Raw genomic sequence first — 23,853 nt, 5'->3', positions numbered from 1 at the left:
GTCCACTGGCCTGCATTGGTTTGTTTAGCGCATCACAATCCCGCGATGAGCCATATAGGCCTTGGCTTCCTGAACGGTGTATTCGCCGAAGTGGAAAATACTCGCCGCCAGCACTGCACTGGCGTGGCCTTCGAGGATGCCGTCGGCCAGGTGCTGCAGATTGCCGACACCACCGGAAGCGATCACCGGAATGCCCAGCGCATCGCTGATGGCGCGGGTGACGCCCAGATCAAAGCCGTTTTTCATGCCGTCCTGATCCATGCTGGTCAGCAGGATTTCGCCGGCACCCAAACCTTCCATTTTCTTCGCCCACTCGACCGCGTCGAGGCCGGTCGGCTTGCGACCGCCATGGGTGAAAATTTCCCAGCGCGGGGTTTCGCCCGGGCCGGACACCTTCTTCGCGTCGATCGCGACGACGATGCATTGCGAACCGAAATGCTGCGCCGCTTCGCCGACGAATTCCGGATTGAACACGGCCGCGGTGTTGATCGACACCTTGTCCGCACCGGCATTGAGCAGGTTGCGAATGTCCTGCACGGTACGCACGCCGCCGCCCACGGTCAGCGGGATGAACACCTGGCTGGCCATGCGCTCGACGGTATGCAACGTGGTATCGCGGCCGTCGACGCTGGCGGTGATGTCGAGAAAGGTAATCTCGTCGGCACCCTGCTCGTCGTAACGACGGGCAATTTCCACCGGGTCACCGGCGTCGCGGATGTTTTCGAATTTCACACCCTTGACCACCCGGCCGTTGTCCACGTCCAGGCAAGGGATGATGCGTTTGGCCAGCGCCATGGTCAGTCCTCAGCCTTTGTACGAATCGCAGAAAGCTTGCGCTTCGGCGACGTCGAGGGTGCCTTCGTAGATCGCGCGTCCGGTGATCGCGCCGATGATGCCTGGCGCCTTCGCGTCGAGCAGCGTCTTGATGTCACCCAGGTTGTGAATACCGCCGGAAGCGATCACCGGGATCGAAGTGGCAGCCGCCAGCGCAGCGGTGAACGGAACGTTGCAGCCCTGCATCATGCCGTCTTTGGCGATGTCGGTATAAACGATGGCGGACACGCCGTCGGCTTCGAACTGCTTGGCCAGGTCGATCACCTGAACAGTGCTGATTTCAGCCCAGCCGTCGGTGGCGACGAAACCGTCTTTGGCATCAAGACCAACAATCACCTTGCCCGGGAATGCACGACAGGCTTCTGCGACGAAGGCTGGATCTTTCACCGCCTTGGTGCCGATGATCACGTAGCTCACGCCCGCTTTCACGTAGTGCTCGATGGTTTCCAGGGAACGGATACCGCCGCCGATCTGGATCGGCAGGTTCGGGTAGCGCTTGGCGATGGCAGTGACCACTTCGCCGTTGACCGGCTGGCCTTCGAACGCACCGTTGAGGTCGACCAGATGCAGACGGCGGCAACCGCCCTCCACCCACTTGGCAGCCATGCTCACCGGGTCATCGGAGAACACTGTGGAATCTTCCATGCGGCCCTGGCGCAGACGAACACAGGCACCGTCTTTAAGATCGATAGCGGGAATAATCAGCATCTGGCAAACCTTCAGAATTGAATGTTCAGCTTGGCTCGGAAATCAGTTTTTCTCGAGCGCCCACAGGTCGCTTTCGATGCTTTCGAACCTCTCTTTGAGGTGCGTCTGCACATCGAAAATCGCCCTGTTGTAATAGTGCGGAGCAATTTCGCGGGTAAACAGTTCAAGAATTTCCGCCGCCTCGAACGAACCCAGCTCCAGTTCGAAGCGCTCCTCCATGAACCGCTGAATTTTCTGATTGGCCTCACGCTCCTGTTCGGGCGTGAGGGTCAGGATCGGCGGTTTGGATTTCTTGACGGCCATTTACCAGCGACCGTCCCACGCCGCGAAGTTCTGCAGCAATTGCAGGCCATGGGTATGGCTCTTCTCCGGGTGGAACTGCACGGCGAAACGCGAACCCTCGGCCAGCGCCGCGGCGAAATCGACGCCGTAGTGACCGCTGCCCACCACCTGACGCGCGTTGGCGGCGGCGATGTAGTAGCTGTGCACGAAGTAGAAACGCGCCATGTCCGGAATGTCGTGCCACAGCGGATGATTGATCGTCTGCTTCACTTCGTTCCAGCCCATGTGCGGCACTTTCAGGTGCTCGCCGTCTTCACGCAGGTCCTTGCCGAAGAACTTCACCGCCCCCGGAAACAGGCCGATGCAGTCAACGCCATCGTTCTCTTCACTGGTGTCGAGCAAGGCTTGCATGCCGACGCAGATGCCGAGGAACGGACGATCCTGGCTGACTTCACGTACCAGCGAGTCGAAGCCCAGACGACGAATTTCCGCCATGCAATCGCGAATCGCACCGACGCCGGGGAAAACCACCCGGTCGGCTTCGCGAATCACGTTCGCATCGCTGGTGATCAGCACCTTGCCGGCGCCGACGTGCTCGAGGGCCTTGGCCACCGAGTGCAGGTTGCCCATGCCATAATCGATAACCGCGACTGTCTGCATTACAGAACGCCTTTGGTCGATGGCATTTGCCCGGCCATGCGGTCATCGAGCTCGACGGCCATGCGCAGCGCGCGGCCGAAAGCCTTGAACACGGTTTCGATCTGGTGGTGGGTGTTGTGGCCACGCAGGTTGTCGATGTGCAGGGTGACGTTGGCGTGGTTGACGAAGCCCTGGAAGAACTCCTGGAACAGGTCAACGTCGAACCCGCCGACGGTGGCGCGGGTGTACGGAACATGCATCTGCAGGCCTGGGCGGCCGGAGAAGTCGATCACGACGCGCGACAGCGCTTCATCGAGCGGCACATAGGCGTGACCGTAGCGACGGATGCCTTTCTTGTCGCCGATGGCTTGGGTGAATGCCTGGCCGAGAGTGATACCGACGTCTTCCACGGTGTGGTGGTCATCGATATGCAGGTCGCCCTTGCTGACGATATCCAGGTCGATCAACCCGTGACGGGCGATCTGGTCCAGCATGTGCTCAAGGAAAGGAACACCGATATCAAATCGGGCCTTACCGGTGCCATCGAGGTTGATCGAGGCTTTGATCTGGGTTTCCAGAGTGTCGCGCTCGACAGACGCCTTACGTTCGGCCATCACCAGCTCCGCAAAATCATTGGGCGAAAAAGGCAGCCATTATAGGCGTGCGGGCGCCAAACAGAAACACGGGAGGTGATATCGCTGACGGACAGACCTGCGATTCATCGGCGATAGACATGTCCATACAAGCCATTTCGGACACCTCAAAACACCTGTAGGAGCGAGCCTGCTCGCGATGGGGCCCTCACATCCAACATTTCTGTCGATTGTCAGGCCCGCATCGCGAGCAGGCTCGCTCCTACAGAGATAGTGCATTTTACTTAGTGAAACAGCACCGCCGTCTTCTGCAGGGTCACCCAAACACCCCACGCCAACGGAATTCCCACCACCAGCCACGCAGCCACGGCCAAAGGCTTGGTACCCGCAGCGGCTTTCCACTCCAGCGAAGTGCTGCTGTCAGAACCCTTGTCGTGGCCCAGCGCCTGTTCGGCCGCCAGTTCAGCGTCGGTCATGAAGTACTTGTCGGCCACCGGGCGCACCAGCAGATTGCAGAGGAAACCCAACACCAGCAGGCCCGCCAGGATGTACAGCGTGATGTCATAAGCAGCGGCACGTTCTACGCCGATGCTCAGCTGATACTCACGCAAGTAGTTCACCAATACCGGACCCAACACACCCGCCGCCGCCCATGCAGTCAGCAGGCGACCGTGGATCGCGCCCACCATTTGCGTACCGAACAGGTCAGCCAGATACGCTGGAACAGTCGCGAAACCGCCGCCGTACATCGACAGGATGATGCAGAACGCCGCCACAAACAGCGCAACGCTACCCAAGTGACCTAGGTTCGGAATCAGTCCGTACAACGCAAAGCCCAGGGCGAAAAACACGAAGTAGGTGTTTTTGCGACCCAGGTAGTCCGAAAACGAGGCCCAGAAGAACCGGCCACCAATGTTGAACAGGCTCAGCAAGCCGGTGAAGCCGGCAGCGATGGCAGCGATCGAAGCCAATTGCGAAGCGTCCAGTTGGCCGAACGCCAGGTCATTGCCCAGCAACTTGCCACCAAAAACTTCCTGTAGCAGCGGCGAAGCCATGCCGAGGATGCCGATACCGGCCGATACGTTCAGGCACAGCACCAGCCAGACCAGACGGAACTGCGGGGTTTTCCACGCCACGTTCACGTGCACGTGACGATGGGTGATCATCGCGTTCGAAGCCTTTTTCGCCGGAGCGGTCCAGCCTTCAGGCTTCCAGCCGGTTGGCGGAACGCGATAGGACAGCGCGCCACCGATCATGAACACGAAGTAGATCGCGGCCATGGCCACGAAGCTCTGCCAGACGCCGACACCTTCGGGCGAGCCGAAATGGTTCATCAACGCAGCCGCCAGCGGCGCACCGACCATCGCGCCACCACCGAAGCCCATGATCGCCATGCCGGTCGCCATGCCGCGCTTGTCCGGGAACCACTTGATCAGGGTCGATACTGGCGAGATGTAACCCAGGCCCAGACCGATACCCCCGATCACCCCGGAGCCGATCCACATCAGCCAGATCTGGTGGGTATAGATACCCAACGCCGAAATCAGCAGGCCGCCACACCAGCACAGGGCCGACACCACGCCAGCCTTGCGCGGCCCGGCATGCTCCAGCCAGCCGCCCCAGATCGCTGCCGAGCAGCCCAGGAAAATGAAGAACAGGGTGTAGATCCAGCCAAGCATGGAGATCGGCCAGTCGCATTGCGAAGAAAAGACCTGGGCGATGAAGCTCATGTCGGGCGCGCAGGCCAGCGGCTTGGTGATGCCCAGGGCCTTGGACAGCGGCAACCAGAACACCGAGAAGCCGTAGGCCATGCCGATGCAGAGGTGGATGGCCAGAGCAGCCGGTGGTACCAGCCAACGGTTGAAACCGGGCTTGGCGATGATCCGCTCCTTGGACAGGAACGAGGGCTGGCCGGCATAGCCGTCAGCCGCAATACTCGTGGTCATTGTGTATCCCCCAATTATTAGTATGGTTCGCCAGCCACTCTTCACCCCCAGCCTTGGCGCACGCGGGCACGACTGTTTTTTCGGTAAAGCTTCATTTTGGTGCGACATCGGGTCGCAGAAGGACGGACGAACGGGCGAAGGTTACCATTTGCACGTGACAGAAAAACCAAAGTGACATCACGTTTTTCGAAGTTGTCTGTTCTCGTACCACCCTTAACTCATGCGCTCCCCTACCGAAGGCTGCGTCTGGACATCACGACCCATTCGAAGGAGACACCATGCCGGTCATTGTCGAACTGCTGAATCACGCCACCGATCAGGATCAGCAAGATCTGCAGAAAATCTATCGTGACGCTCCGCAATGGCTGTTTGCGCCGTTCACCGGGGACGTGCAACTGATTGAAACAAATCTGCTGGAAGGCTCGTTGATTGCAGGACGTTTCAATGATCGACTGCTCGGCGCCGCTCGCCTGCAACGGCAAGCGGACGTCTGGCATCTGTCCCAATTGTGCGTACGAAAAATCACCCGCCGCCGTGGGGTCGCGGAGCGTCTGGTGCGAGCGGCACAGACCATGGCTGCCCAGGCCGGCGCGACCTTGCATCTGCTCGCACCCACCGGTCACCTGGAGGCCCAGGCACTGGCGGCGAAGCTGAACGTGCCGCTTGATGCCCTGTCCGAGTGATCACTGACCGGTCGTCCGCCGCGGGGCGCTATACTCGTCGGCTAAATTTTGAATTCGATTAATTACAAGGACTCGCCCATGAAAGCGTTCGGCAAAATCCTGGGTCTGGTACTTCTCGGGTTGTTGCTGATCATTGTGGCGCTGGGCTTTGCCCTGACCCACCTCTTCGATCCCAACGACTACAAAGACGAGATTCGTCAGATTGCCCGCGACAAGGCCCACATCGAGCTGACGCTCAATGGCGATATCGGCTGGAGCCTGTTCCCGTGGCTGGGCCTGGAATTGCACGACGCTGGGGTGGCAACCCTGGCCAAGCCAACCGAGCCTTTCGCCGACTTGCAGATGCTCGGTCTCTCGGTCCGCGTACTGCCATTGCTGCGCCGCGAAGTGCAGATGAGTGACGTGCGTGTAGAAGGCCTGAACCTGCGCCTGAACCGCGATAAGGACGGCCACGGCAACTGGGAAGACATCGGCAAGGTGCCGACCACTGCGAACACCGCTGGCACCCCAGCGGCCACCGCCGGCGAGCCGGCATCGCAACCTGCCCCCCAGCCGGAAAAACCGGCGCAACCCATTCGCCTGGACATCGACAGCCTGACCGTCAACAACGCCCGTGTTGAATTCAGCGACGAGAAAACCGGTCGCCAATTCAGTGCGGAAAGCATCCAGCTGAGCACCGGCCCGGTACACGACTCCACCAACATTCCGGTGAAACTCACCGCCTTCCTGGGCACCAATCAGCCTGTCCTGCGGGTCCGGACCGAGCTCAACGGCGAACTGCGCTTCGAACGCGCACTGCAACGCTACAAGCTCGAGGACATGAAACTGTCCGGTGAACTGGCCGGCGATCCGCTGCAAGGCAAGACCATGACCTTTGCCGCCCAGGGCCAGTTGCTGCTGGACAGGGCCGCCAATGTCGCCGAATGGACCGGCATCAAAATCTCCGCCAATCAGCTTCGTGCACTGGGCGAGCTTAAGGTCAACGAGCTCGACAAGACGCCGCAGGTCAGTGGCGGTCTGTCGATTGCCCAGTTCGATCTGGCGAAATTCGTCGACAGTATCGGCCAGCAAATGCCAAAGATGGCTGAAGGCAGCCTGAGCAAGGTCGAACTGGTCAGCCGTCTTGCCGGTACACCTACCAGCCTTGTGCTCGATGACATCAATCTGAAAGTCGACGACAGCACCTTCAGCGGCCGCATCGCGGTCGAAGACTTCGCCAAACAGTCACTGCGCGCCACCCTCAAGGCCGATACCTTCAACGTCGACCGCTACCTGCCGCCAAAGTCCGCCGAGGCCAACAGCGCAAAACAGGTGCGCCAGGCGGAAGTTGCCAGCACCGAAGCCGACGCAATGGCGGGCGCAGGCACCACGCCGCTGCCGCAAGCACCGACCAAGGAGGCGTGGAGCAATGAACGCCTGTTGCCGGTTGAGCGCCTGAGTAAGCTGGACGTCGACGCCGACCTGACCTTCGGCCAGCTGACCCTGGAAAAACTGCCGATCCACAACGCCACCCTCAAGGCCAACGGCCAGGGCGGACTGCTGACCCTGTCGAACCTGCGTGGCGACCTGTACGAAGGCAGCTTCGACGCCAAGGGCACCCTCGATGTACGCCCTCAGGCGCCACTGCTCAACCTGCAGACCCAGATCAGCCGTGTGCCGGTGGAGAAAATCCTCGAAAGCCAGGGCAAGAATCCTCCGGTCAAAGGCCTGGTCACTCTCAACAGCACCCTCACCGGCAGCGGCAACAGCCAGAAAGCGCTGATTGAAACCCTCAACGGCAACGCCAGTTTCGTCATCAACAATGGCGTGCTGCTCAATGCCAACCTCGAACAGCAGCTGTGCAGAGGCATCGCCACGCTCAACCGCAAGACCCTCAGTGGCGAACCGCGTGGCAAGGACACACCGTTCCAGGAGCTCAAGGGCAACCTGAATTTCCGTAACGGCGTGGCCAGTAACCCGGACATGAAAATTCGTATCCCGGGCATGACCGTCAATGGCAACGGCGATGTCGATCTGCGGGTGCTGGGCATGGACTATCGCGTCGGCATCATCGTCGAAGGCGACAAGAGCGACATGCCTGACCCGGCCTGTCAGGTGGGCGAGAAGTTTGTCGGCATCGAATGGCCATTGCGCTGCCGTGGTCCACTCGAGCTGGGCGCGAAGGCCTGCCGTCTGGATAACGAGCGCATGGGTCAGGTCGCCAGCAAAATGGCCGGCGAGCGGATTGGCGAAAAAATTGACGAGAAACTTGGTGACAAGGTCAGCCCGGAACTCAAGGATGCACTCAAGGGGCTGTTCAAACGATGAGAGCCGAGCAGTTTTCAACGGCGGTGCTGGACTGGTTCGACCGCCACGGCAGGCATGATTTACCCTGGCAACAGGACATCAACCCGTATCGGGTATGGGTGTCGGAAATCATGTTGCAGCAGACCCAGGTCAGCACGGTGCTGAACTACTTCGACCGCTTCATGGCCTCGCTGCCGACGGTCCAGGCATTGGCCGCCGCGCCCGAGGACGAAGTGCTGCACCTGTGGACGGGCCTGGGTTACTACACCCGCGCACGCAATCTGCAGAAAACCGCGAAGATCGTCGTCGAGCAGTACGGCGGCGAGTTTCCGCGGGATGTGGAAAAACTCACCGACCTGCCGGGTATCGGCCTGTCCACCGCCGGGGCCATAGCCAGCATCAGCATGGGCCTGCGCGCGCCGATCCTTGATGGCAACGTCAAACGGGTGCTGGCGCGCTTTACCGCGCAAGAGGGCTACCCCGGCGAGCCGAAGGTCGCCAAACAGCTGTGGGCGAACGCTGAGCGCTTTACGCCCCACGACAGGGTCAATGCCTACACCCAGGCGATGATGGACCTTGGCGCCACGCTCTGTACCCGTAGCAAGCCGAGCTGCCTGCTGTGCCCGCTGGAAAAGGGCTGCGAAGCGCACATGCTCGGCCTGGAAACCCGCTATCCGATTCCCAAGCCACGCAAGGCCATCCCGCAGAAGCGCACGCTGATGCCGATGCTTGCCAACGGTGAAGGCGAGATCCTGCTTTACCGTCGCCCTTCAACGGGCCTTTGGGGCGGCCTGTGGAGCTTGCCGGAACTCGATGACCTCGACGACCTGCAACATCTGGCAGCGCAACACTCGCTGGAGCTTGGCGCGCAACAGGCGCTGCCTGACCTCGTACACACCTTCAGTCATTTTCAGTTGTCCATCGAACCCGTGCTGGTTCAGGTCCAGGAGAGCGGCCATCACGTGGCCGAGGCCGACTGGCTCTGGTATAACCTCGCCACCCCGCCGCGCCTGGGCCTCGCCGCCCCGGTCAAGACCTTGCTCGAACGCGCGGCCGTCGTATTGAACGCAGGAGAGTCGTCATGACCCGCACCATCATGTGCCGCAAGTACAAAGAAGAATTGCCAGGCCTGGAACGCGCTCCGTTTCCGGGCGCCAAAGGCCAGGACATTTTTGACCACGTCTCCGCCAAGGCCTGGGCCGACTGGCAAAAGCACCAGACCCTGCTGATCAACGAAAAACGCCTGAACATGATGAACGCCGAAGATCGCAAATATCTGCAAGGCGAGATGGACAAGTACTTCTCCGGCGAGGAATACGCCAAGGCCGAAGGCTACGTGCCGCCGTCCGAATAACCCGTTTTTTCGGGGGTCGGAACGTAAGCGACGGTAATAATTAAATTTTTTTTGAAAACTTGCTTGACGCCCCCCTGAAAAACCCGTTTAATGCGCCCCGTTGCCCAGATAGCTCAGTCGGTAGAGCAGGGGATTGAAAATCCCCGTGTCGGCGGTTCGATTCCGTCTCTGGGCACCAAATACCGAAAACCCTGAATCGAAAGATTCAGGGTTTTTTTATGCCTGCGATTTAATTGCGGCCACCTCCAGCGATCCGCTCACAGGTCATGACTACTTAAGGTCATTCCAGTGAAAGACCAGATTGCGCGCCGCACCACTACCCACATTCGCAGTGTCATGCCGCTCTACCCCATTCCGAGTCGCGACAACGGTGTACTTGCCAGGAGGCAACTGGGCGTAGACCAGAGGACCGGCCTGGTTCAGGGTCAAAACCGCCTGACCCGGCGCTTTTTGAACGACCACATTTACATCGGGCACGTATTCATCCTTCGGCCCGGTAGAAAACGTCATGTGCAGGTTGTAACCCGTAGTCTGCTGAATGGCTTTCGCTTCATCCTCGCCAATACCGCCAGACAGATAGGTAATCCCGTTTTGCTCCTGCCGCTGAACCTGCACGCCCATGCTGTCGACAGGATCCAGGCTGGAGGCTTGCAACAAGGCGGGAAACATTAAAACGCCGACCGTGGCGAGGGGCAACATCAGTGAATGGAAACGCTTCATGATGACGACTCCCGGGCTCTACAGAACCCAATCGTTACTTAATTTGGAGTTCAGGTATCGCGGCGGGGTTTTAGATGGATTGGTGATTGAGTCCAGTACGAAACGTACTACATGAAACAACTCTGATATCTCACACGCCATCGGGCCGGTCCTGCCAACAATCCAAGAGACTTCCTTCCAGTTTCTCGGCCGCGCCCGGCATCCTCGGCCAACACTCTTTGTCATCCTCTTCTGCCTGTTCAACCAGCCGCGGAAGACTTGATGAGCGCCCTCATACCCGATGACAAACATGACCCAGAGATCGCATCACTGCTTGGCAATATTGGTGAGCTGATTCGCCAGGCACGACAGACAGTGCTGCGAACAGTGGATACCGTTCAAGTGCAAACCTACTGGCAGATCGGTCGACATATTGTTGAGTTCGAGCAGGCGGGAGCCCGGAGGGCGGGTTATGGCAAGCAACTGCTGGCCAAGTTAGCCAAGACCCTTACCGCTGACTTCGGAAAAGGTTTTGATGCATCAAACCTTCGCTACATGCGCCTGTTTTATCAGGCCTTCCCGATTTGTGACGCACTGCGTCACGAATTGAGCTGGACCCACTACCGCAGGTTACTGAGAGTGGACAGCGAAAGTGCTCGCCTTTGGTACATGAACGAATCAGCCTCTCAAAACTGGTCGAGTCGAGCGCTGGAGCGCCAGATCAATACCCTTTACTACGAGCGACTCCTGGCGAGTAGAGACCGGATACCCGTCATGCGGGAAGCCAACACCAACATCCAGCAAATGAAGGTAAGCCCTCGGGACTTCATCCGTGACCCGATGGTGCTGGAGTTCCTCGGCCTGCCCAATGCAGGCAAGCTTCAGGAAAGCGAGATCGAACAGGCTTTGATTGATCAACTGCAAGGCTTCCTCCTCGAGCTGGGTAAAGGCTTTGCCTTTATTGCCCGCCAACAGCGCATCAGCACCGACAGCAAGGACTTCTACATCGATCTGGTGTTTTACAACTACCTGCTCAAGTGCTTTGTCGTTTTCGATATCAAACGTGGTGAATTGACCCATCAGGACGTAGGGCAGATGGACATGTATGTGCGCATGTACGACGACCTGAAGCGCGGAGCAGAAGATGGGCCTACTGTCGGAATCATTCTCTGTGCGAAGAAGGATGAGTCTGTGGTGCGCTATTCGGTATTGAAGGGCAATGAACAACTGTTCGCCAGCAAGTACCAACTCGTACTTCCCAGCGAAGAGGAGCTACGAGCGGAGCTGGACCGAGAGCAGGCACTCCTTGAGGAACGACTTCAACAGGAACCGTGAGAGCGGCAACGGATTGTTCAAACACTGCTTGAAGACTATCGTTGGCAGCTACCCGCAAAGGTTCAGCGCCCATGAATTTGCAGGACATGCCACCTCTGGCCCCCACTCAAATCGAGCTGCCACTGACGACAGACACGGTTGCGGAGCCTTTCAAGCAACCGGCCACCGACGGTTTCGTGCTCGGTGGTTTCACCTGGCGGCATGCTGCACGGGACGTTTCCCGCCCGGTCGTCATCATCAACGCCGCGACCTCAGTCCGCTGTCGACACTACTCACGCTTCGCCGATTACCTGTTCGCCAAAGATTTTGATGTCATCACCTATGACTATCGCGGAATCGGCGAATCTCGCCCGGCCTCCATCAAGGGACTTCGAGCGTCATGGTCCGATTGGGGCGCCCTGGATTTCGAAGCGATGCTCCAGCGCGCACAGCACGAGTTCCCCGGCCAGCCTGTCGACGTGGTCGGCCACAGCTTTGGAGGCTGTGCAGCAGGCCTGGGAGCGTCGGGGAAGGTGATCCGACGCCTGGTGACGGTCGGAGCGCAGTTCGCTTACTGGCGCGATTACGCGCCCGCTCACCGCTGGCGCATGCTCGGCAAATGGCATGTGCTGATGCCGATCGTGACCTTGCTGTGCGGCTTCTTTCCCGGCAAGCGCCTCGGCTGGCTTGAGGACACTCCCGCCGGTGTGGTCCGCGACTGGGCCACACCCACGCCGCGCTATGAAAAACGCCCCAGTGGCCGCCTGTTACAGGCAACCACTGGTCACCTGCCCTTCGCCGCGGTCAACGCGAAAATCCTCGCCATCAGCATCAGCGACGATCCTTACGGCACCATTCCGGCCATCGAGCGCCTGCTGGGGTACTTCACCGGCAGCTCCAACACCCACCTGCGCATCACTCCAGAAGACATCGGCGAAAATGAAGTCGGACATTTCGCCTTTTTTCGTAGCGCATACCAAGCCACACTATGGCCCATTGCATTGTCCTGGCTGCAACACGGCGAACTGGCCCCCGACGCACCCGGGCAGACCGTGCCACGCCCCTGAGCCATTGCCCTTTCAACGAATTACGGAACGACGCCCATGGCTTCCGCCAACAAGCAGCAAAAACGCGCCTCCCGCGCCAAGGCCAAAGCCAAGCAGAACCGCACCCAGCGCGCCGCAGCGCCAGTCGAGCTGGACCCGAACGATGATCGCATCGACTTCGAATCGGTGGACCTGACCGATATGTTCAAAGAAATGATCGACGCGCAGAAGATCAGCCAACAGGCCATGTGCATGGCGTTTCTGGAACATCCACTGCTCGCATTGGTACTGGAACAGGAAGGTGAAGAAACAGCGACTGACTTCATCATCGGCGCGCTGATCGAGTATCGCCAATGGTCCACTGAAGCCGACGAAGCCACAGCAATGGCGTGGATCGAATCCCCGGAATTCCAAGCGGACTACGTGGCGGCTTCCAAAGCCATCCAAGACCAAACCCAACAGAAACCGAACTGAGTTCCCATGGCCTCCCTGAACAAGCAACAGAAACGCGCCAAACGCGCCAAAGCCAAAGCCAAGCAAATCCGCATGGTCGGCCGCAAACCCCTGGCACTTGACGATGACCAGGATCTCCCGGAGCCGATCCCGGAATACACCCTGGCGATGTTCAGCAAAATGCGCGAGGCGGAAGCCACCAGCCGTAGCGAAATGCTTTCCGTCCTGCTGAGGGATCTGGCCTTTATCATCGTCGACCACCCGGAACTGCTGGACATGGAAAACGCCGACGACGAAGGCATGGCCGCCACCCACCTGGCCGCCGACATGCTGATCGACTACCGCATGTGGGCCGATGGCATGGACCGCGACGCCGCCCAGACATGGCTGTCCGACCCGCAGTTCATTGCAGACTTCGGCGACGCCCTGGATGTCTACCGTCAGTCGCAGGATGAGCCGGAAGAAAAAGCCGAGTAAGGGTTACAGCGCAAACAAAAACGGCCGCTTGTCATCACTGATGAGCGGCCGTTTTTGTTTCGAATGGACGCCGCCCTTCGTCGCCAGAATTGTATATCCCGTTGACATATCCCCCACGAAACCTATCCTCTGAGCACATCGCCCCAGCCCAAAGCGCAGGAGGTTCAAATGGAACAAACCACCCTATTCATGAGCAATCGAAGCCAAGCGGTTCGCCTACCCAAGGCTGTTGCAATGCCTAGCGATGTTAAACGAGTGGATGTGGTCGCCGTAGGTAGAGCTCGTATCATCACGCCTGCCGGTGAAGCATGGGATAGCTGGTTCGACGGCGACAATGTCTCTGCGGACTTCATGACCGATCGCGAGCAACCCGCTGATCAGGAGCGTGAGTCGTTCTGATGATCAAATACATGCTGGATACCAACATCTGCATCTTTACCATCAAGAACAAACCACAGGTCGTGCGCGACGCGTTCAACCGTCATTACGGCCAGCTGTGCATCAGTGCCGTAACCCTGATGGAGCTGGTCTACGGGGCGGAAAAATCCGCAGCCCCCGAAAAGAACCTGTCTATCGTCGAGGGATTCGCAGCCCGCCTTGAGATCTTGCCTTTCGACAATGAAGCAGCTGCACACACCGGAATGATTCGGTCCGAACTGGCAAGAAGCGGAAAGCCAATTGGTCCTTACGACTACCTGATCGCGGGCCATGCGCGCTCACGAGGACTCATCGTAGTCACGAACAACGTGCGGGAGTTTGAACGGGTACCGGGAATTCGCGTAGAAGACTGGGTCGACACACCCTGAGCCGGAGTGCCTGCATAAACAAAACGGCCGCTTGTCATCACTGACAGCGGCCGTTTTTTACTTCAACAACGCTAACTCAAGCCAAATGACTCAGCGCGCAACGGCGGCAACACCGCCTTCGTTGCGACGACGGCGAGCCACCAGCATGCCCGCTGCAACCACCATAAGGCTGAGCAGGCCGGTCGCGATGATTTCCACGCGATGGGCTTCCTGGAACAGCATGATGGTCAGGGCGCCCACGATGAAGACGATCACCGCGTAGGTCAGGCCCGGGAACAGCCACATGCTGAAGACGATCTTCTCGCCGCGAGCCATACGCTGCTTACGCATGCGCAGTTGCGAGAATGCGATCACCAGGTACACCAGCAGCGCGATGGCGCCGGAGCTGGCCAGCAGGAACTCGAACACCGCAGCTGGCGCCACGTAGTTGGCGAAGGTGCACAGGAACGCCGCGCCAGTGGACAGCATCACCGCCCAGTAAGGGGTGCCGCTCTTGTTGGTGCGGGTGGACATGGCCGGTGCATCACCGCGCTTGCCCAGGGAGAACAGCATGCGCGACGAGGTGTACAGCGCCGAGTTCAGGCAGCTGGTCACGGCAACCAGTACCACGATGTCGACGATCATCTTGGCGTTAGGGATGCCCATGCGCTCAAGAACGGTCTGGTAGGAACCCAGGCTGGCCAGCACTGGATCGTTCCAAGGCACCAGGGCCACAACGATGAAGATCGACACGAGGTAGAACAAACCGATACGCCAGATCACCGAGTTGGTGGCCTTGGAGATCTGCTTGCCTGGGTCTTTCGATTCCGCGGCCGCGATGGTCACGATCTCGGTACCCATGAAGGAGAACATGGTGGTCAGGATGGCACCCAACACGGCGCCCATGCCGTTTGGCAGGAAGCCCTGGGTATCGAACAGGTGCGAAACACCGCTGACCTGGCTGCCCGGCAGGAAGCCGAAGATCGCCATGACGCCCAGAACGATGAAACCGATGATGGCCAGCACCTTGATCAGAGCGAACCAGAACTCGAATTCACCGTAGTTCTTCACGCTGAACAGGTTGGTCACGGTCAACAGCATGGTGATGACCAGGGCGAAGGCCCAGATGTCCACGCCAGGGAACCAGGCATGCAGAATGGTCGCGGCGGCGTTGGCCTCCAGCGGGATTACCAGAACCCAGAACCACCAGTACAGCCAGCCGATGGTGAAACCGGCCCAGTGACCGATCGCGCGATCGGCATAAGTAGAGAAGGAGCCGGTGTCAGGCGAGGCAACCGCCATTTCACCCAGCATGCGCATCACCAACACCACCAACATGCCGGCGGCAGCGTAAGCCAACAGCACGGCCGGGCCGGCTGCAGCAATGGCGTGGCCCGAGCCAACGAACAAGCCGGCGCCGATAACCCCGGCAATCGACAGCATGGTCACGTGGCGCGGTTTAAGCCCCTGTTCGAGGCCGTTAGAGCTTTGGGTACTGCTCATTGAAACTACCTTTGTAAGGAAAAGCGAATGCATGCATCCCGTGTGGATGTCCCTTTTGTAAAAAGAAACCAACGGGGCGTTCCGGAATCTGCACGCAATAATTGCGCCAAAATGTTTCAAAACCCTCTAGTCCGGTGATCTCAACACGACCGGACAGTCATCGCAAGTCATTGAAAGTAATGGCACTTTGCCAAAACGTTACCCGCCGACCCACTTTAGAAACGAAACGGTGCACCGGAAACACACCCCAAAATGCGATTGACGCTCGATAAAAGTGCAGATCGGCAACGTCTGGTCCTTTAACGCTTCCAACACCCCGCCAAAGCTGGCAACATCGCGCCTTTTTTTGCGACAGCCGCCCCGCTTTCCCACTGAAAGCGCGGCTCAAACGGCTGTTCGGTTGTTGGTGGGGCGACAGTCTGCTGTGCCGATGCGACAACCTGCCCAATGCCACCCGTTTACCGTCCTTGGTGCGGTTGGCTGCCATCGAAACGCTATGCTAGGTTGGCCGCCTCTCCAGGAAGGCCACCAACAGCAGGAGCGCAACATATATGAGGAACGCACATGGCTGAGGCCACGCCCGCGCTTGAAATCCGCAACTTGCATAAACGCTACGGTTCGCTGGAGGTGCTCAAGGGCATCTCGCTGACCGCCCGTGACGGCGATGTGATCTCGATCCTGGGTTCCTCCGGCTCCGGCAAGTCCACGTTCCTGCGCTGCATCAACCTGCTGGAAAACCCACACCAGGGCCAGATCCTGGTGGCTGGCGAAGAACTCAAGCTCAAGGCCGCGAAGAACGGTGAACTGGTTGCCGCCGACGGCAAGCAGATCAATCGCCTGCGCAGCGAGATTGGTTTTGTGTTTCAAAACTTTAATCTGTGGCCGCACATGAGCGTGCTCGACAACATCATCGAGGCCCCGCGCCGCGTGCTCGGCCAGAGCAAGGCCGAAGCCATTGAAGTCGCCGAAGCCCTGTTGGCCAAGGTGGGCATCGCCGACAAGCGCCACGCCTACCCTTCGCAGTTGTCCGGCGGCCAGCAACAACGCGCGGCCATCGCCCGCACCCTGGCCATGCAGCCCAAAGTCATCCTGTTTGACGAGCCGACTTCCGCCCTTGACCCGGAAATGGTCCAGGAAGTACTTAATGTCATCCGCGCCCTGGCCGAAGAAGGCCGCACCATGCTGCTGGTCACCCATGAAATGGGCTTCGCCCGTCAGGTTTCCAGTGAAGTGGTGTTCCTCCACCAGGGCTTGGTCGAAGAGCAAGGATCGCCACAGCAGGTGTTTGAAAACCCGCTTTCGGCGCGCTGCAAACAATTCATGTCCAGCAACCGCTAACGGAGCTACCCGCATGCAGAACTACAAAAAGGTCTTCCTGGCTGCCGCCGTCACCCTGGCCTTCAGCGCCGGTGCCATGGCCGAAACCCTGAAGATGGGCATCGAAGCGGCCTACCCGCCGTTCAACAACAAGGATGCCAGCGGCAACGTTGTCGGCTTCGACAAGGAAATCGGCGACGCCCTGTGCGCCAAGATGAAAGTCGAATGCTCCGTGGTCACTTCCGACTGGGACGGCATCATCCCCGCCTTGAATGCCAAGAAGTTCGACTTCCTGATCTCTTCGATGTCGATCACCGACGAGCGCAAGCAAGCGGTGGACTTCACCGACCCGTACTACTCGAACAAGCTGCAGTTCATCGCCAAGAAAGACGTGGACTTCAAAACCGACAAGGACGCCCTGAAAGGCAAAGTGATCGGCGCACAACGTGCGACCCTCTCCGGTACCTGGATGGAAGACAACATGCCTGGCGTTGAAGTGAAGCTCTACGACACCCAGGAAAACGCCTACCTCGACCTGACTGCCGGCCGTGTGGACGCCATTCTCGCCGACAAGTACGTCAACTATGAGTGGCTGAAAAGCGACGCTGGCAAGTCCTACGAATTCAAGGGCGACCCGGTGGAAGAAAGCGACAAGATCGGTATCGCCGTGCGCAAGAACGACCCGCTGCGCGAGAAGCTGAACGTCGCGCTGAAAGAGATCGTCGCTGACGGCACCTACAAGAAGATCAACGACAAGTACTTCCCGTTCAGCATCTATTGATACTGACCTGCCGGACCGGCGCCGCCTTCTGACTGCGCCGGTCCCCGGCCTTGCCTGCCGCGATTTGAAAAGAAATCCATGATTATCGACCTCTACGGATTCGGCCCGGCGCTCGCCGCTGGCGCGCTGATGACTGTGAAACTGGCGCTCACGGCCCTGTGCCTGGGGCTGGTGCTCGGTCTGCTTGGCGCCTTGGCCAAGACCTCCCCGTACAAGCCGTTGCAATGGCTTGGCGGCACTTATTCAACGTTGGTTCGCGGCGTCCCGGAATTGCTCTGGGTGCTGCTGATCTACTTCGGCACGGTCAACATGATGCGTGCCCTGGGCGAGTTCTTCGGCAATCCCGACCTGGAGCTCAACGCCTTCGCCGCTGGCGTGATCGCGCTGGGCCTGTGCTTCGGCGCCTACGCCACGGAAGTGTTTCGCGGCGCGATCCTCGCCATTCCCAAGGGCCATCGTGAGGCCGGCGTGGCCCTTGGCTTGTCCAAGTGGCGCATCTTCACCCGCTTGATCATGCCGCAGATGTGGCGCATCGCCCTGCCTGGCCTTGGCAACCTGTTCATGATCCTGATGAAGGACACCGCGCTGGTGTCGGTGATCGGCCTGGAAGAAATCATGCGTCACGCGCAGATTGGCGTCACCGTATCCAAGCAACCGTTCACCTTCTATATGGTCGCGGCCTTCATGTACCTGGGCCTGACGGTTCTGGCCATGACCGGCATGCACTTCCTGGAAAAACGCGCCGCTCGCGGCTTCGCGAGGAGCACCCAATGAACTGGGAAGTCATCATCAAGTGGCTGCCGAAACTGGCCCAGGGCGCTTCCCTGACTCTGGAGCTGGTGGCCATCGCCGTGATCGCCGGCCTGCTGCTGGCGATTCCATTGGGTATCGCGCGCTCATCGCGGCTGTGGTGGGTGCGGGCATTTCCCTACGGCTACATCTTCTTTTTCCGTGGCACACCCTTGCTGGTTCAACTGTTCCTCGTCTACTACGGCCTGGCGCAGTTCGACGTGATCCGCAGCAGTTCGATGTGGCCGTACCTGCGCGATCCGTTCTGGTGCGCTACCGCCACCATGACATTGCACACCGCGGCTTATATAGCCGAGATCCTGCGCGGTGCCATTCAGGCGATTCCACCCGGTGAGATCGAAGCGGCCCGCGCCCTGGGCATGTCCAAACCCAAGGCGCTGTTCTACATCATCTTGCCCCGGGCCGCGCGCATCGGCCTGCCGGCCTACAGCAACGAAGTGATCCTGATGCTCAAGGCCAGCGCCCTGGCCAGCACCGTGACCTTGCTGGAATTGACCGGCATGGCCCGCACCATCATTGCCCGGACCTACCTGCCGGTGGAGATCTTCTTTGCCGCCGGGGTGTTCTACCTGCTGATGGCTTATGTGCTGGTGCGCGGCTTCAAGCTGCTGGAGCGCTGGCTGCGCGTCGATGCCTGCCAAGGGCGTTGATGCCGGCGTGCTGACGGGCGAGAACCTGCTCGCCCGCTTCACCGCGCTGGATGCCTTTCTGACGCAGCATCAGGCGCTGTGGAAACCACGCCCCTTCACTCACCTGCAACTGCCTTGGGAAACGTCCTACCCTGAACTGGCCGCCTGGCTACGCGGGCGGTCCCTGGAAGAGGCGGAAAACGCACACAACCAACCTGCCCTGATGGATGCACCGCAGCCTTTTGCTTCGCTGGCGGCGACATCACTGGCGCTGAGTGCCGTGGATGAATTACCCGCCCACACATTGGAAGCGGCGGGTCATCGATTGAACGTCGATGTGCCGGGACGCAAATGGCAACAGATCGAAGCCTTCGCCAGCCGGCTGCAGTTTGCCGATACACCCACGCATTGGCTGGACTGGTGCTCGGGAAAGGGCCATTTGGGGCGACGCTTGTTGCAACCCGGTCAGCAATTGACCTGCCTCGAATACGACCCGGCGCTGGTTGCCAGCGGCCAAGCCCTCAGTGAGCGCCACCAACTGCACACTCTGCACGTCGAGCAGGACGTACTCGCTGCCGGTGCGGCCTCATTGCTGAGCGCTCAACACACGCCCATTGCGCTCCACGCCTGCGGCGATCTGCACGTGCGCCTGATCCAGCTGGCCAGCTCAGCCGGATGCAAACAACTCGCCATCGCCCCTTGCTGCTACAACCGCATCAGCCAGACCCTGTACTCGCCGATTTCTTCCGCAGCAAACGGCTCCGCCCTACAGCTGTCACTCGACGATCTGGCGTTGCCAATGAGCGAAACCGTGACCGCCGGTGCCCGGGTCCGACGCCAGCGTGACACGTCGATGGCCCGACGCTTGGCGTTCGACCTGCTGCAGCGACAGCTGCGCGGCATCGACGAATACCTGCCCACCCCTTCCCTGCCGAGTCATTGGCTGGATAAACCCTTCGCCGATTACTGCCATCATTTGGCCCAACTAAAAGAGTTATCCACAATCGACACGCAAGACTGGTCGACATGGGAAGCCAAGGGCTGGCAGCGCCTGGCGCAGGTACGCAATCTGGAACTTCTGCGCGGACTTTTCCGACGCCCGCTGGAGCTTTGGCTGGTGCTCGATCGAGCCCTTTTCCTGCACGAACAGAGTTACAGCGTTCGCCTCGGCACCTTCTGTGAAACCCCGCTCACGCCGCGCAATTTCCTGATATTGGCCGAGCGCGTTTAAAGGCTCCCAGCCTGTGGATAACTCTGTTGATGAAACCAACATGGATCCAACATTTACAGCTGTTTCAGGGGTGAAACGGCACTGTTCATTTTTCGTACACCCAAATAAAAAACCCGAAAAACAGTGATTTGCGTGCACATGAGAACGGATCCACAAATTGGCCGAATCACCCGCGCATTGCCAAGCCGGTTGTGCATAAGCATTCGACCAAAAGGAAATAACCGCAGAACCAATGGGCTGTTTGATTAGAAAAGGTGGGCATTCGAGGGCAGCTAATCAGGCATGCAGATCGCGCTAAAACCATGGAAAAGCTCGATCCAGGCACGCCAGGGATCCTGTGCAATCCGCCGGGCAAAAATAGTCAGAATTCAGGGGTTTACAGAAGCCGCCCAATCGCTATAATCGTCGCCCTGACACGCCGGTATAGCTCAGATGGTAGAGCAACTGACTTGTAATCAGTAGGTCCCGGGTTCGATTCCTGGTGCCGGCACCATACAGAATAAGGCTCGCAGCGATGCGGGCCTTTTTCATTTCTGAAGCGGGCTATCTCAGGGCTAGCTTCAAACTGAAAACACCCTCACCACGCGCCACACGCATCTAGATGAACAGGCACGCATCGCTGATGCTTGCTAGTGCACAATGGATCAGTCTTCTGCATCTCCTACTCGTTAAATCAACCTTTCCATATGAGTAGGATTTTGGCCAAGCATGAGATGGGATCGGCCGCCAACGCGAATCAGTCGAGAGAATAACAGAATAAAAGGCCACACTCTCGAGTCGGATAAGAGTGCTTCGTATTACGTTGGTGACGCCTTTTTGCACCGACTAGGACTACCCGTCATCATGATTTCGAGCGACAGAAGCAATAGGCTACGCTTCCTCGAAACAAGGAGAAACGCTATGACCGAGTCCAAATTGATAGCTAGCCTGTTCGATCGACTTAATCAGAACCAAATAGCCCTTAGCGCCGCTGTCGAGGAAATCTCAAATTGGGTTGAGATGCGCGGATCGGCAGAAGTTGCCGACAATGTGCGCGGTGCACTCGAAGTACTTGACGAAAACCTAACATACATTCGGCAAGGTATCGCAGAGCTGATTGTCACTGGAACCCTCCGAAATTCCTGAATTTTTTGACTCGGATTGGCTTACGACTCGAGTGCACGCGCGTGCTCGCACAGCTGAGCGCCTTTGTATAAGGGCTGCCGCGAAGCTCGCATCAGCAGTCAACCAGACGAATACCACTTGAATTGGTGTGAACGACAGAGTAAAAGTCACTCTACGTTGTATTTTTTGCGGAAAATCCGTAAAAAAGCCGATTAAAGGATGATTTATACTCATGCTCATTGAGTTCAGTGTTGAAAATTTCAAGTCAATCAGAGAGCGCCAGACCATTAGCATGGTGGCCTCGAACTACTATAAAGAGTTCTTGAATGAGAACACCTTTGAAGTAGGCAGCGAAGAAGCCTTCCCTAGGCTACTAAAAACTGCTGTCATTTACGGCCCTAACGCCTCTGGCAAGAGTAGTTTGGTGGACGCGATGACTTTCATGGACTGGATGGTTTGTTTTTCAGCAAATGAAAGCCAAGCAGATGACGAAATAGCGGTTTTGCCTTTCAAACTTTCTAAAGTATCAAGAGAGGCAGACAGTGAATTTGAAATAAGCTTCTTTGAGGAGGGGATTCGCTATCAGTTTGGTTTTACTGCCAACTCAGAAAGAGTTACATCTGAATGGTTATACGCATACCCTTCTGGGCATCAGCAAAAATGGTATCAAAGAGATTATGATATCGAAACTGATTCGTATAGTTATGTTTGGAGTAAATTATTCCAAGGCGGTCGACGCAGAACGGATTGGCGACTAAATACTCGACCCAACACTTTGTTTCTCGCCTCCGCCATTCAGCTAAACAACGAACAATTAAAACCAGTATTTAATTGGTTTCGACGCAGGCTTGCAACCTTAGACCCAACCACTTTGAATTGGAACTTTACGGTTGATAAATTTGAGACAAAAAAAGATGACATCCTATCATTCTTAAGTCACGCTGATTTGTGCATTGCTGACATTCAGATTGATCGAAAAAAATTCGACCCATCCCAAATCCCAGACGCCATGCCCAAGATACTTAAGGAAGAGTTTATAAAAACCATGTCCGGTAGAGAAATCGCCGAACCAAAGTTTTATTTAGAATCCATTGACGGCTCGGGTCTCATTGAGTTTGATGATGATGAAATCTCTGCCGGCACCAAAGCTTTATTTAATTTTGCCGGGCCGTGGCTCGATGTTATTAGTTCCGACAGAATACTTTTTGTCGACGAACTCGATAGCAGCTTGCATCCACTCGTAGTACATCAACTTATAAAAATTCTTCACTCAAAAGGGTCCAAGGCTCAAGTAATATTTACAACTCATGACACTAGTGTTTTGGGCCAAGGAATTCTTCGCCGCGATCAAATCTGGATGATAGAAAAGGATCGTAAACAGTCCTCTGTTCTTACTCCGCTTTCTGACTACTCGGTAAGAGAGGATGAGGCTTTAGAAAAAGGTTATTTAGCGGGAAGATATGGTGGAATCCCCTTCGTAAAGGATTATAGCCATGGGGAGTGAGAAGTCTCGTAGTGGTAAAGCGGCTGCATCATTTCAACGGAAGAAAAGCACCAAGGAGGCCGGAAAGAGATATCTGATAGTCTGCGAGGGATCAAAGACTGAGCCAAACTATTTCCGTGAGCTTAGGCATGATTTACGGCTAAAAACTGCAACCATAGAAATCTGCGGAGAAGAATGTGGCTCTGACCCTGTCTCCGTATACGAATATGCTGTTACGGTTGTAGAGGAGGAAAAGGGCGCCAAGTATGATCAAGTTTTTTGTGTGATCGACAAAGACGATCATAAAAACCTTGATGAAGCACTAGAGAAAATTGCTAAACAAGGCGATGGATTCACCGCGATATTATCGTATCCATGCTTCGAATATTGGTTGCTTTTACATTTTGTGCTTCATCGAAATGCGTTTACCAAAACTGGAACAAAATCAATAGGCGCGGTAGCGCTTAGCGAGCTTAAGAAGCATGATACAACATACGACAAAGGAACGAAGGGTACCTGGATACGATACAAGGATAAGCTTGAAACTGCACTGGCAAATTCTCGTGAGATAAAAAAGATTTCTGACAGGTCAGGCAATTTAAATCCTTCAACCAGTATTCATGAACTAGTCCAACTATTAGTGGGCATGGCCTGATTTGATTCTTCGGTGCTTGGATTGATGATAAGGTGAGCAGACAACCACTCAATCCCAGCCCACGGTTTAGCTGGACTAACCTCTAGGTCAGCGAATCAATCATTTCGGCAGATACGGTTTTAGGTGATAACTTGCGCTAGATCAGGGGAGGATTAGGTGCCTTGCTACCTGAGCTCCCCCTCGACCATTCGACCCTACCAAAAATTAATTCCCCCGACGTTGGCCAACACGCTCTTAGAAA

The 23,853-nt window shown here is 57.4% G+C and carries 26 protein-coding genes and 2 tRNA genes; 20 read left to right on the top strand and 8 right to left on the bottom strand.

The genetic code is table 11. The annotated features are described in order from the left end of the window. Positions 1-24: 24 nt before the first annotated feature. From hisF to DKY63_RS21285, 6 genes are all read right to left on the bottom strand, one after another. The gene (gene hisF / locus DKY63_RS21310; protein WP_007897430.1) at positions 25-795 is read right to left on the bottom strand and encodes an imidazole glycerol phosphate synthase subunit HisF; all 771 of its coding nucleotides are present in this window, start codon (positions 793-795) and stop codon (positions 25-27) included. Positions 796-804: 9 nt separating this feature from the next. Further along, positions 805-1,542 (bottom strand): 1-(5-phosphoribosyl)-5-[(5-phosphoribosylamino)methylideneamino]imidazole-4-carboxamide isomerase, encoded by a 738-nt coding sequence (gene hisA / locus DKY63_RS21305; protein WP_110965891.1) that lies wholly within the window; start codon positions 1,540-1,542, stop codon positions 805-807. A gap of 42 nt (positions 1,543-1,584) precedes the next feature. Next, positions 1,585-1,845, bottom strand: a complete 261-nt coding sequence (locus DKY63_RS21300; protein WP_110965890.1) for a DUF2164 domain-containing protein — start codon at positions 1,843-1,845, stop codon at positions 1,585-1,587. Beyond that, positions 1,846-2,484, bottom strand: a complete 639-nt coding sequence (hisH, locus tag DKY63_RS21295) for an imidazole glycerol phosphate synthase subunit HisH (RefSeq protein ID WP_110965889.1) — start codon at positions 2,482-2,484, stop codon at positions 1,846-1,848. It abuts the gene before it with no gap. Then, positions 2,484-3,077 carry an imidazoleglycerol-phosphate dehydratase HisB gene (gene hisB, locus DKY63_RS21290; protein WP_024778052.1) on the bottom strand — a complete coding sequence of 198 codons (594 nt, stop codon included), beginning with the start codon at positions 3,075-3,077 and terminating at the stop codon, positions 2,484-2,486. Before hisB ends, hisH begins: the two co-directional genes overlap by 1 nt. A 263-nt stretch (positions 3,078-3,340) precedes the next feature. Continuing rightward, positions 3,341-5,002: an OFA family MFS transporter gene (locus tag DKY63_RS21285; protein WP_110965888.1), complete on the bottom strand. Its 1,662-nt coding sequence runs from the start codon at positions 5,000-5,002 to the stop codon at positions 3,341-3,343. 278 nt (positions 5,003-5,280) lie between these two features. Here DKY63_RS21285 and DKY63_RS21280 point away from each other — a divergent pair, with 278 nt between their 5' ends. The 5 genes from DKY63_RS21280 to DKY63_RS21260 all read left to right on the top strand — a co-directional run bounded on the left by DKY63_RS21280 (position 5,281) and on the right by DKY63_RS21260 (position 9,503). Continuing rightward, entirely contained in the window at positions 5,281-5,685 is a 405-nt protein-coding gene (locus DKY63_RS21280; protein ID WP_110965887.1) for an acetyl-CoA sensor PanZ family protein, read from the top strand. 78 nt (positions 5,686-5,763) lie between these two features. Further along, positions 5,764-7,992 (top strand): AsmA family protein, encoded by a 2,229-nt coding sequence (locus tag DKY63_RS21275; protein ID WP_110965886.1) that lies wholly within the window; start codon positions 5,764-5,766, stop codon positions 7,990-7,992. After that, positions 7,989-9,056, top strand: a complete 1,068-nt coding sequence (gene mutY / locus DKY63_RS21270; protein WP_110965885.1) for an A/G-specific adenine glycosylase — start codon at positions 7,989-7,991, stop codon at positions 9,054-9,056. The genes DKY63_RS21275 and mutY overlap by 4 nt, the downstream gene beginning before the upstream one ends. Then, a complete protein-coding gene (locus DKY63_RS21265; RefSeq protein ID WP_110965884.1) occupies positions 9,053-9,325 on the top strand; it encodes an oxidative damage protection protein in 273 nt (90 codons plus the stop codon). Before mutY ends, DKY63_RS21265 begins: the two co-directional genes overlap by 4 nt. Positions 9,326-9,427: 102 nt before the next feature. After that, positions 9,428-9,503, top strand: a tRNA-Phe gene (locus DKY63_RS21260). Between the two features lie 92 nt (positions 9,504-9,595). Here DKY63_RS21260 and DKY63_RS21255 read toward each other — a convergent pair. Next, positions 9,596-10,045: a carboxypeptidase regulatory-like domain-containing protein gene (locus DKY63_RS21255; RefSeq protein ID WP_110965883.1), complete on the bottom strand. Its 450-nt coding sequence runs from the start codon at positions 10,043-10,045 to the stop codon at positions 9,596-9,598. A gap of 261 nt (positions 10,046-10,306) precedes the next feature. Between DKY63_RS21255 and DKY63_RS21250 the strand changes: the two genes are divergently transcribed. The 6 genes from DKY63_RS21250 (at position 10,307) to vapC (ending at position 14,120) form a co-directional block, all read left to right on the top strand. Continuing rightward, positions 10,307-11,359 carry a PDDEXK nuclease domain-containing protein gene (locus DKY63_RS21250; RefSeq protein ID WP_110965882.1) on the top strand — a complete coding sequence of 351 codons (1,053 nt, stop codon included), beginning with the start codon at positions 10,307-10,309 and terminating at the stop codon, positions 11,357-11,359. Positions 11,360-11,430: 71 nt separating this feature from the next. Beyond that, the gene (locus tag DKY63_RS21245) at positions 11,431-12,405 is read left to right on the top strand and encodes an alpha/beta hydrolase family protein (RefSeq protein WP_110965881.1); all 975 of its coding nucleotides are present in this window, start codon (positions 11,431-11,433) and stop codon (positions 12,403-12,405) included. A gap of 36 nt (positions 12,406-12,441) precedes the next feature. Next, positions 12,442-12,858: a hypothetical protein gene (locus DKY63_RS21240; protein WP_110965880.1), complete on the top strand. Its 417-nt coding sequence runs from the start codon at positions 12,442-12,444 to the stop codon at positions 12,856-12,858. Between the two features lie 6 nt (positions 12,859-12,864). Next, positions 12,865-13,314 (top strand): hypothetical protein, encoded by a 450-nt coding sequence (locus DKY63_RS21235; RefSeq protein ID WP_110965879.1) that lies wholly within the window; start codon positions 12,865-12,867, stop codon positions 13,312-13,314. A 168-nt stretch (positions 13,315-13,482) separates the two neighbouring features. Continuing rightward, the gene (gene vapB, locus DKY63_RS21230) at positions 13,483-13,713 is read left to right on the top strand and encodes a type II toxin-antitoxin system VapB family antitoxin (RefSeq protein WP_110965878.1); all 231 of its coding nucleotides are present in this window, start codon (positions 13,483-13,485) and stop codon (positions 13,711-13,713) included. After that, positions 13,713-14,120 carry a type II toxin-antitoxin system tRNA(fMet)-specific endonuclease VapC gene (vapC, locus tag DKY63_RS21225; RefSeq protein ID WP_110965877.1) on the top strand — a complete coding sequence of 136 codons (408 nt, stop codon included), beginning with the start codon at positions 13,713-13,715 and terminating at the stop codon, positions 14,118-14,120. The genes vapB and vapC overlap by 1 nt, the downstream gene beginning before the upstream one ends. A gap of 90 nt (positions 14,121-14,210) precedes the next feature. Here vapC and gabP read toward each other — a convergent pair whose 3' ends face one another. Then, positions 14,211-15,602, bottom strand: coding sequence for a GABA permease (gabP, locus tag DKY63_RS21220; RefSeq protein WP_110965876.1), 1,392 nt, complete (start codon positions 15,600-15,602; stop codon positions 14,211-14,213). Positions 15,603-16,166: 564 nt separating this feature from the next. On the opposite strand from gabP, the gene DKY63_RS21215 reads away from it, so the two are divergent. From DKY63_RS21215 to DKY63_RS21175, 9 genes are all read left to right on the top strand, one after another. Then, positions 16,167-16,940: an ABC transporter ATP-binding protein gene (locus tag DKY63_RS21215; protein WP_110965875.1), complete on the top strand. Its 774-nt coding sequence runs from the start codon at positions 16,167-16,169 to the stop codon at positions 16,938-16,940. Positions 16,941-16,953: 13 nt separating this feature from the next. Continuing rightward, a complete protein-coding gene (locus DKY63_RS21210) occupies positions 16,954-17,700 on the top strand; it encodes an ABC transporter substrate-binding protein (protein WP_110965874.1) in 747 nt (248 codons plus the stop codon). Between the two features lie 78 nt (positions 17,701-17,778). After that, on the top strand, positions 17,779-18,474 hold the full coding sequence (locus DKY63_RS21205; protein ID WP_110965873.1) for an ABC transporter permease: 696 nt from the start codon (positions 17,779-17,781) through the stop codon (positions 18,472-18,474). Next, positions 18,471-19,160, top strand: coding sequence for an ABC transporter permease (locus tag DKY63_RS21200; RefSeq protein ID WP_110965872.1), 690 nt, complete (start codon positions 18,471-18,473; stop codon positions 19,158-19,160). Before DKY63_RS21205 ends, DKY63_RS21200 begins: the two co-directional genes overlap by 4 nt. Beyond that, on the top strand, positions 19,141-20,370 hold the full coding sequence (locus DKY63_RS21195; RefSeq protein WP_110965871.1) for a methyltransferase: 1,230 nt from the start codon (positions 19,141-19,143) through the stop codon (positions 20,368-20,370). Before DKY63_RS21200 ends, DKY63_RS21195 begins: the two co-directional genes overlap by 20 nt. A gap of 417 nt (positions 20,371-20,787) precedes the next feature. Next, positions 20,788-20,863 (top strand) — tRNA-Thr (locus tag DKY63_RS21190). A 407-nt stretch (positions 20,864-21,270) separates the two neighbouring features. Next, a complete protein-coding gene (locus tag DKY63_RS21185) occupies positions 21,271-21,495 on the top strand; it encodes a hypothetical protein (protein WP_110965870.1) in 225 nt (74 codons plus the stop codon). A gap of 211 nt (positions 21,496-21,706) precedes the next feature. Next, positions 21,707-22,978 (top strand): AAA family ATPase, encoded by a 1,272-nt coding sequence (locus tag DKY63_RS21180; RefSeq protein ID WP_110965869.1) that lies wholly within the window; start codon positions 21,707-21,709, stop codon positions 22,976-22,978. Further along, entirely contained in the window at positions 22,968-23,612 is a 645-nt protein-coding gene (locus tag DKY63_RS21175; RefSeq protein ID WP_110965868.1) for an RloB family protein, read from the top strand. The genes DKY63_RS21180 and DKY63_RS21175 overlap by 11 nt, the downstream gene beginning before the upstream one ends. The last annotated feature ends 241 nt before the right edge of the window (positions 23,613-23,853 follow it).

This window comes from Pseudomonas putida (assembly GCF_003228315.1).
Classification (GTDB): Bacteria; Pseudomonadota; Gammaproteobacteria; order Pseudomonadales; family Pseudomonadaceae; genus Aquipseudomonas; species Aquipseudomonas putida_S.
This window is presented reverse-complemented; position numbering and strand designations above follow the sequence as displayed.

Bases quoted from the DNA above. Each gene is read 5' to 3' on its own strand.
- DKY63_RS21280 (WP_110965887.1), top strand. From the start codon at position 5,281: ATGCCGGTCATTGTCGAACTGCTGAATCACGCCACCGATCAGGATCAG.
- DKY63_RS21265 (WP_110965884.1), top strand. From the start codon at position 9,053: ATGACCCGCACCATCATGTGCCGCAAGTACAAAGAAGAATTGCCAGGC.
- DKY63_RS21200 (WP_110965872.1), top strand. From the start codon at position 18,471: ATGAACTGGGAAGTCATCATCAAGTGGCTGCCGAAACTGGCCCAGGGC.
- DKY63_RS21180 (WP_110965869.1), top strand. From the start codon at position 21,707: ATGCTCATTGAGTTCAGTGTTGAAAATTTCAAGTCAATCAGAGAGCGC.
- DKY63_RS21185 (WP_110965870.1), top strand. From the start codon at position 21,271: ATGACCGAGTCCAAATTGATAGCTAGCCTGTTCGATCGACTTAATCAG.
- hisF (WP_007897430.1), bottom strand. From the start codon at position 795: ATGGCGCTGGCCAAACGCATCATCCCTTGCCTGGACGTGGACAACGGC.
- DKY63_RS21235 (WP_110965879.1), top strand. From the start codon at position 12,865: ATGGCCTCCCTGAACAAGCAACAGAAACGCGCCAAACGCGCCAAAGCC.
- vapC (WP_110965877.1), top strand. From the start codon at position 13,713: ATGATCAAATACATGCTGGATACCAACATCTGCATCTTTACCATCAAG.
- DKY63_RS21255 (WP_110965883.1), bottom strand. From the start codon at position 10,045: ATGAAGCGTTTCCATTCACTGATGTTGCCCCTCGCCACGGTCGGCGTT.
- DKY63_RS21300 (WP_110965890.1), bottom strand. From the start codon at position 1,845: ATGGCCGTCAAGAAATCCAAACCGCCGATCCTGACCCTCACGCCCGAA.
- hisB (WP_024778052.1), bottom strand. From the start codon at position 3,077: ATGGCCGAACGTAAGGCGTCTGTCGAGCGCGACACTCTGGAAACCCAG.
- DKY63_RS21195 (WP_110965871.1), top strand. From the start codon at position 19,141: ATGCCTGCCAAGGGCGTTGATGCCGGCGTGCTGACGGGCGAGAACCTG.
- hisH (WP_110965889.1), bottom strand. From the start codon at position 2,484: ATGCAGACAGTCGCGGTTATCGATTATGGCATGGGCAACCTGCACTCG.
- DKY63_RS21175 (WP_110965868.1), top strand. From the start codon at position 22,968: ATGGGGAGTGAGAAGTCTCGTAGTGGTAAAGCGGCTGCATCATTTCAA.
- DKY63_RS21250 (WP_110965882.1), top strand. From the start codon at position 10,307: ATGAGCGCCCTCATACCCGATGACAAACATGACCCAGAGATCGCATCA.
- mutY (WP_110965885.1), top strand. From the start codon at position 7,989: ATGAGAGCCGAGCAGTTTTCAACGGCGGTGCTGGACTGGTTCGACCGC.
- vapB (WP_110965878.1), top strand. From the start codon at position 13,483: ATGGAACAAACCACCCTATTCATGAGCAATCGAAGCCAAGCGGTTCGC.
- DKY63_RS21275 (WP_110965886.1), top strand. From the start codon at position 5,764: ATGAAAGCGTTCGGCAAAATCCTGGGTCTGGTACTTCTCGGGTTGTTG.
- DKY63_RS21245 (WP_110965881.1), top strand. From the start codon at position 11,431: ATGAATTTGCAGGACATGCCACCTCTGGCCCCCACTCAAATCGAGCTG.
- DKY63_RS21240 (WP_110965880.1), top strand. From the start codon at position 12,442: ATGGCTTCCGCCAACAAGCAGCAAAAACGCGCCTCCCGCGCCAAGGCC.
- DKY63_RS21210 (WP_110965874.1), top strand. From the start codon at position 16,954: ATGCAGAACTACAAAAAGGTCTTCCTGGCTGCCGCCGTCACCCTGGCC.
- DKY63_RS21285 (WP_110965888.1), bottom strand. From the start codon at position 5,002: ATGACCACGAGTATTGCGGCTGACGGCTATGCCGGCCAGCCCTCGTTC.
- DKY63_RS21205 (WP_110965873.1), top strand. From the start codon at position 17,779: ATGATTATCGACCTCTACGGATTCGGCCCGGCGCTCGCCGCTGGCGCG.
- hisA (WP_110965891.1), bottom strand. From the start codon at position 1,542: ATGCTGATTATTCCCGCTATCGATCTTAAAGACGGTGCCTGTGTTCGT.
- DKY63_RS21215 (WP_110965875.1), top strand. From the start codon at position 16,167: ATGGCTGAGGCCACGCCCGCGCTTGAAATCCGCAACTTGCATAAACGC.
- gabP (WP_110965876.1), bottom strand. From the start codon at position 15,602: ATGAGCAGTACCCAAAGCTCTAACGGCCTCGAACAGGGGCTTAAACCG.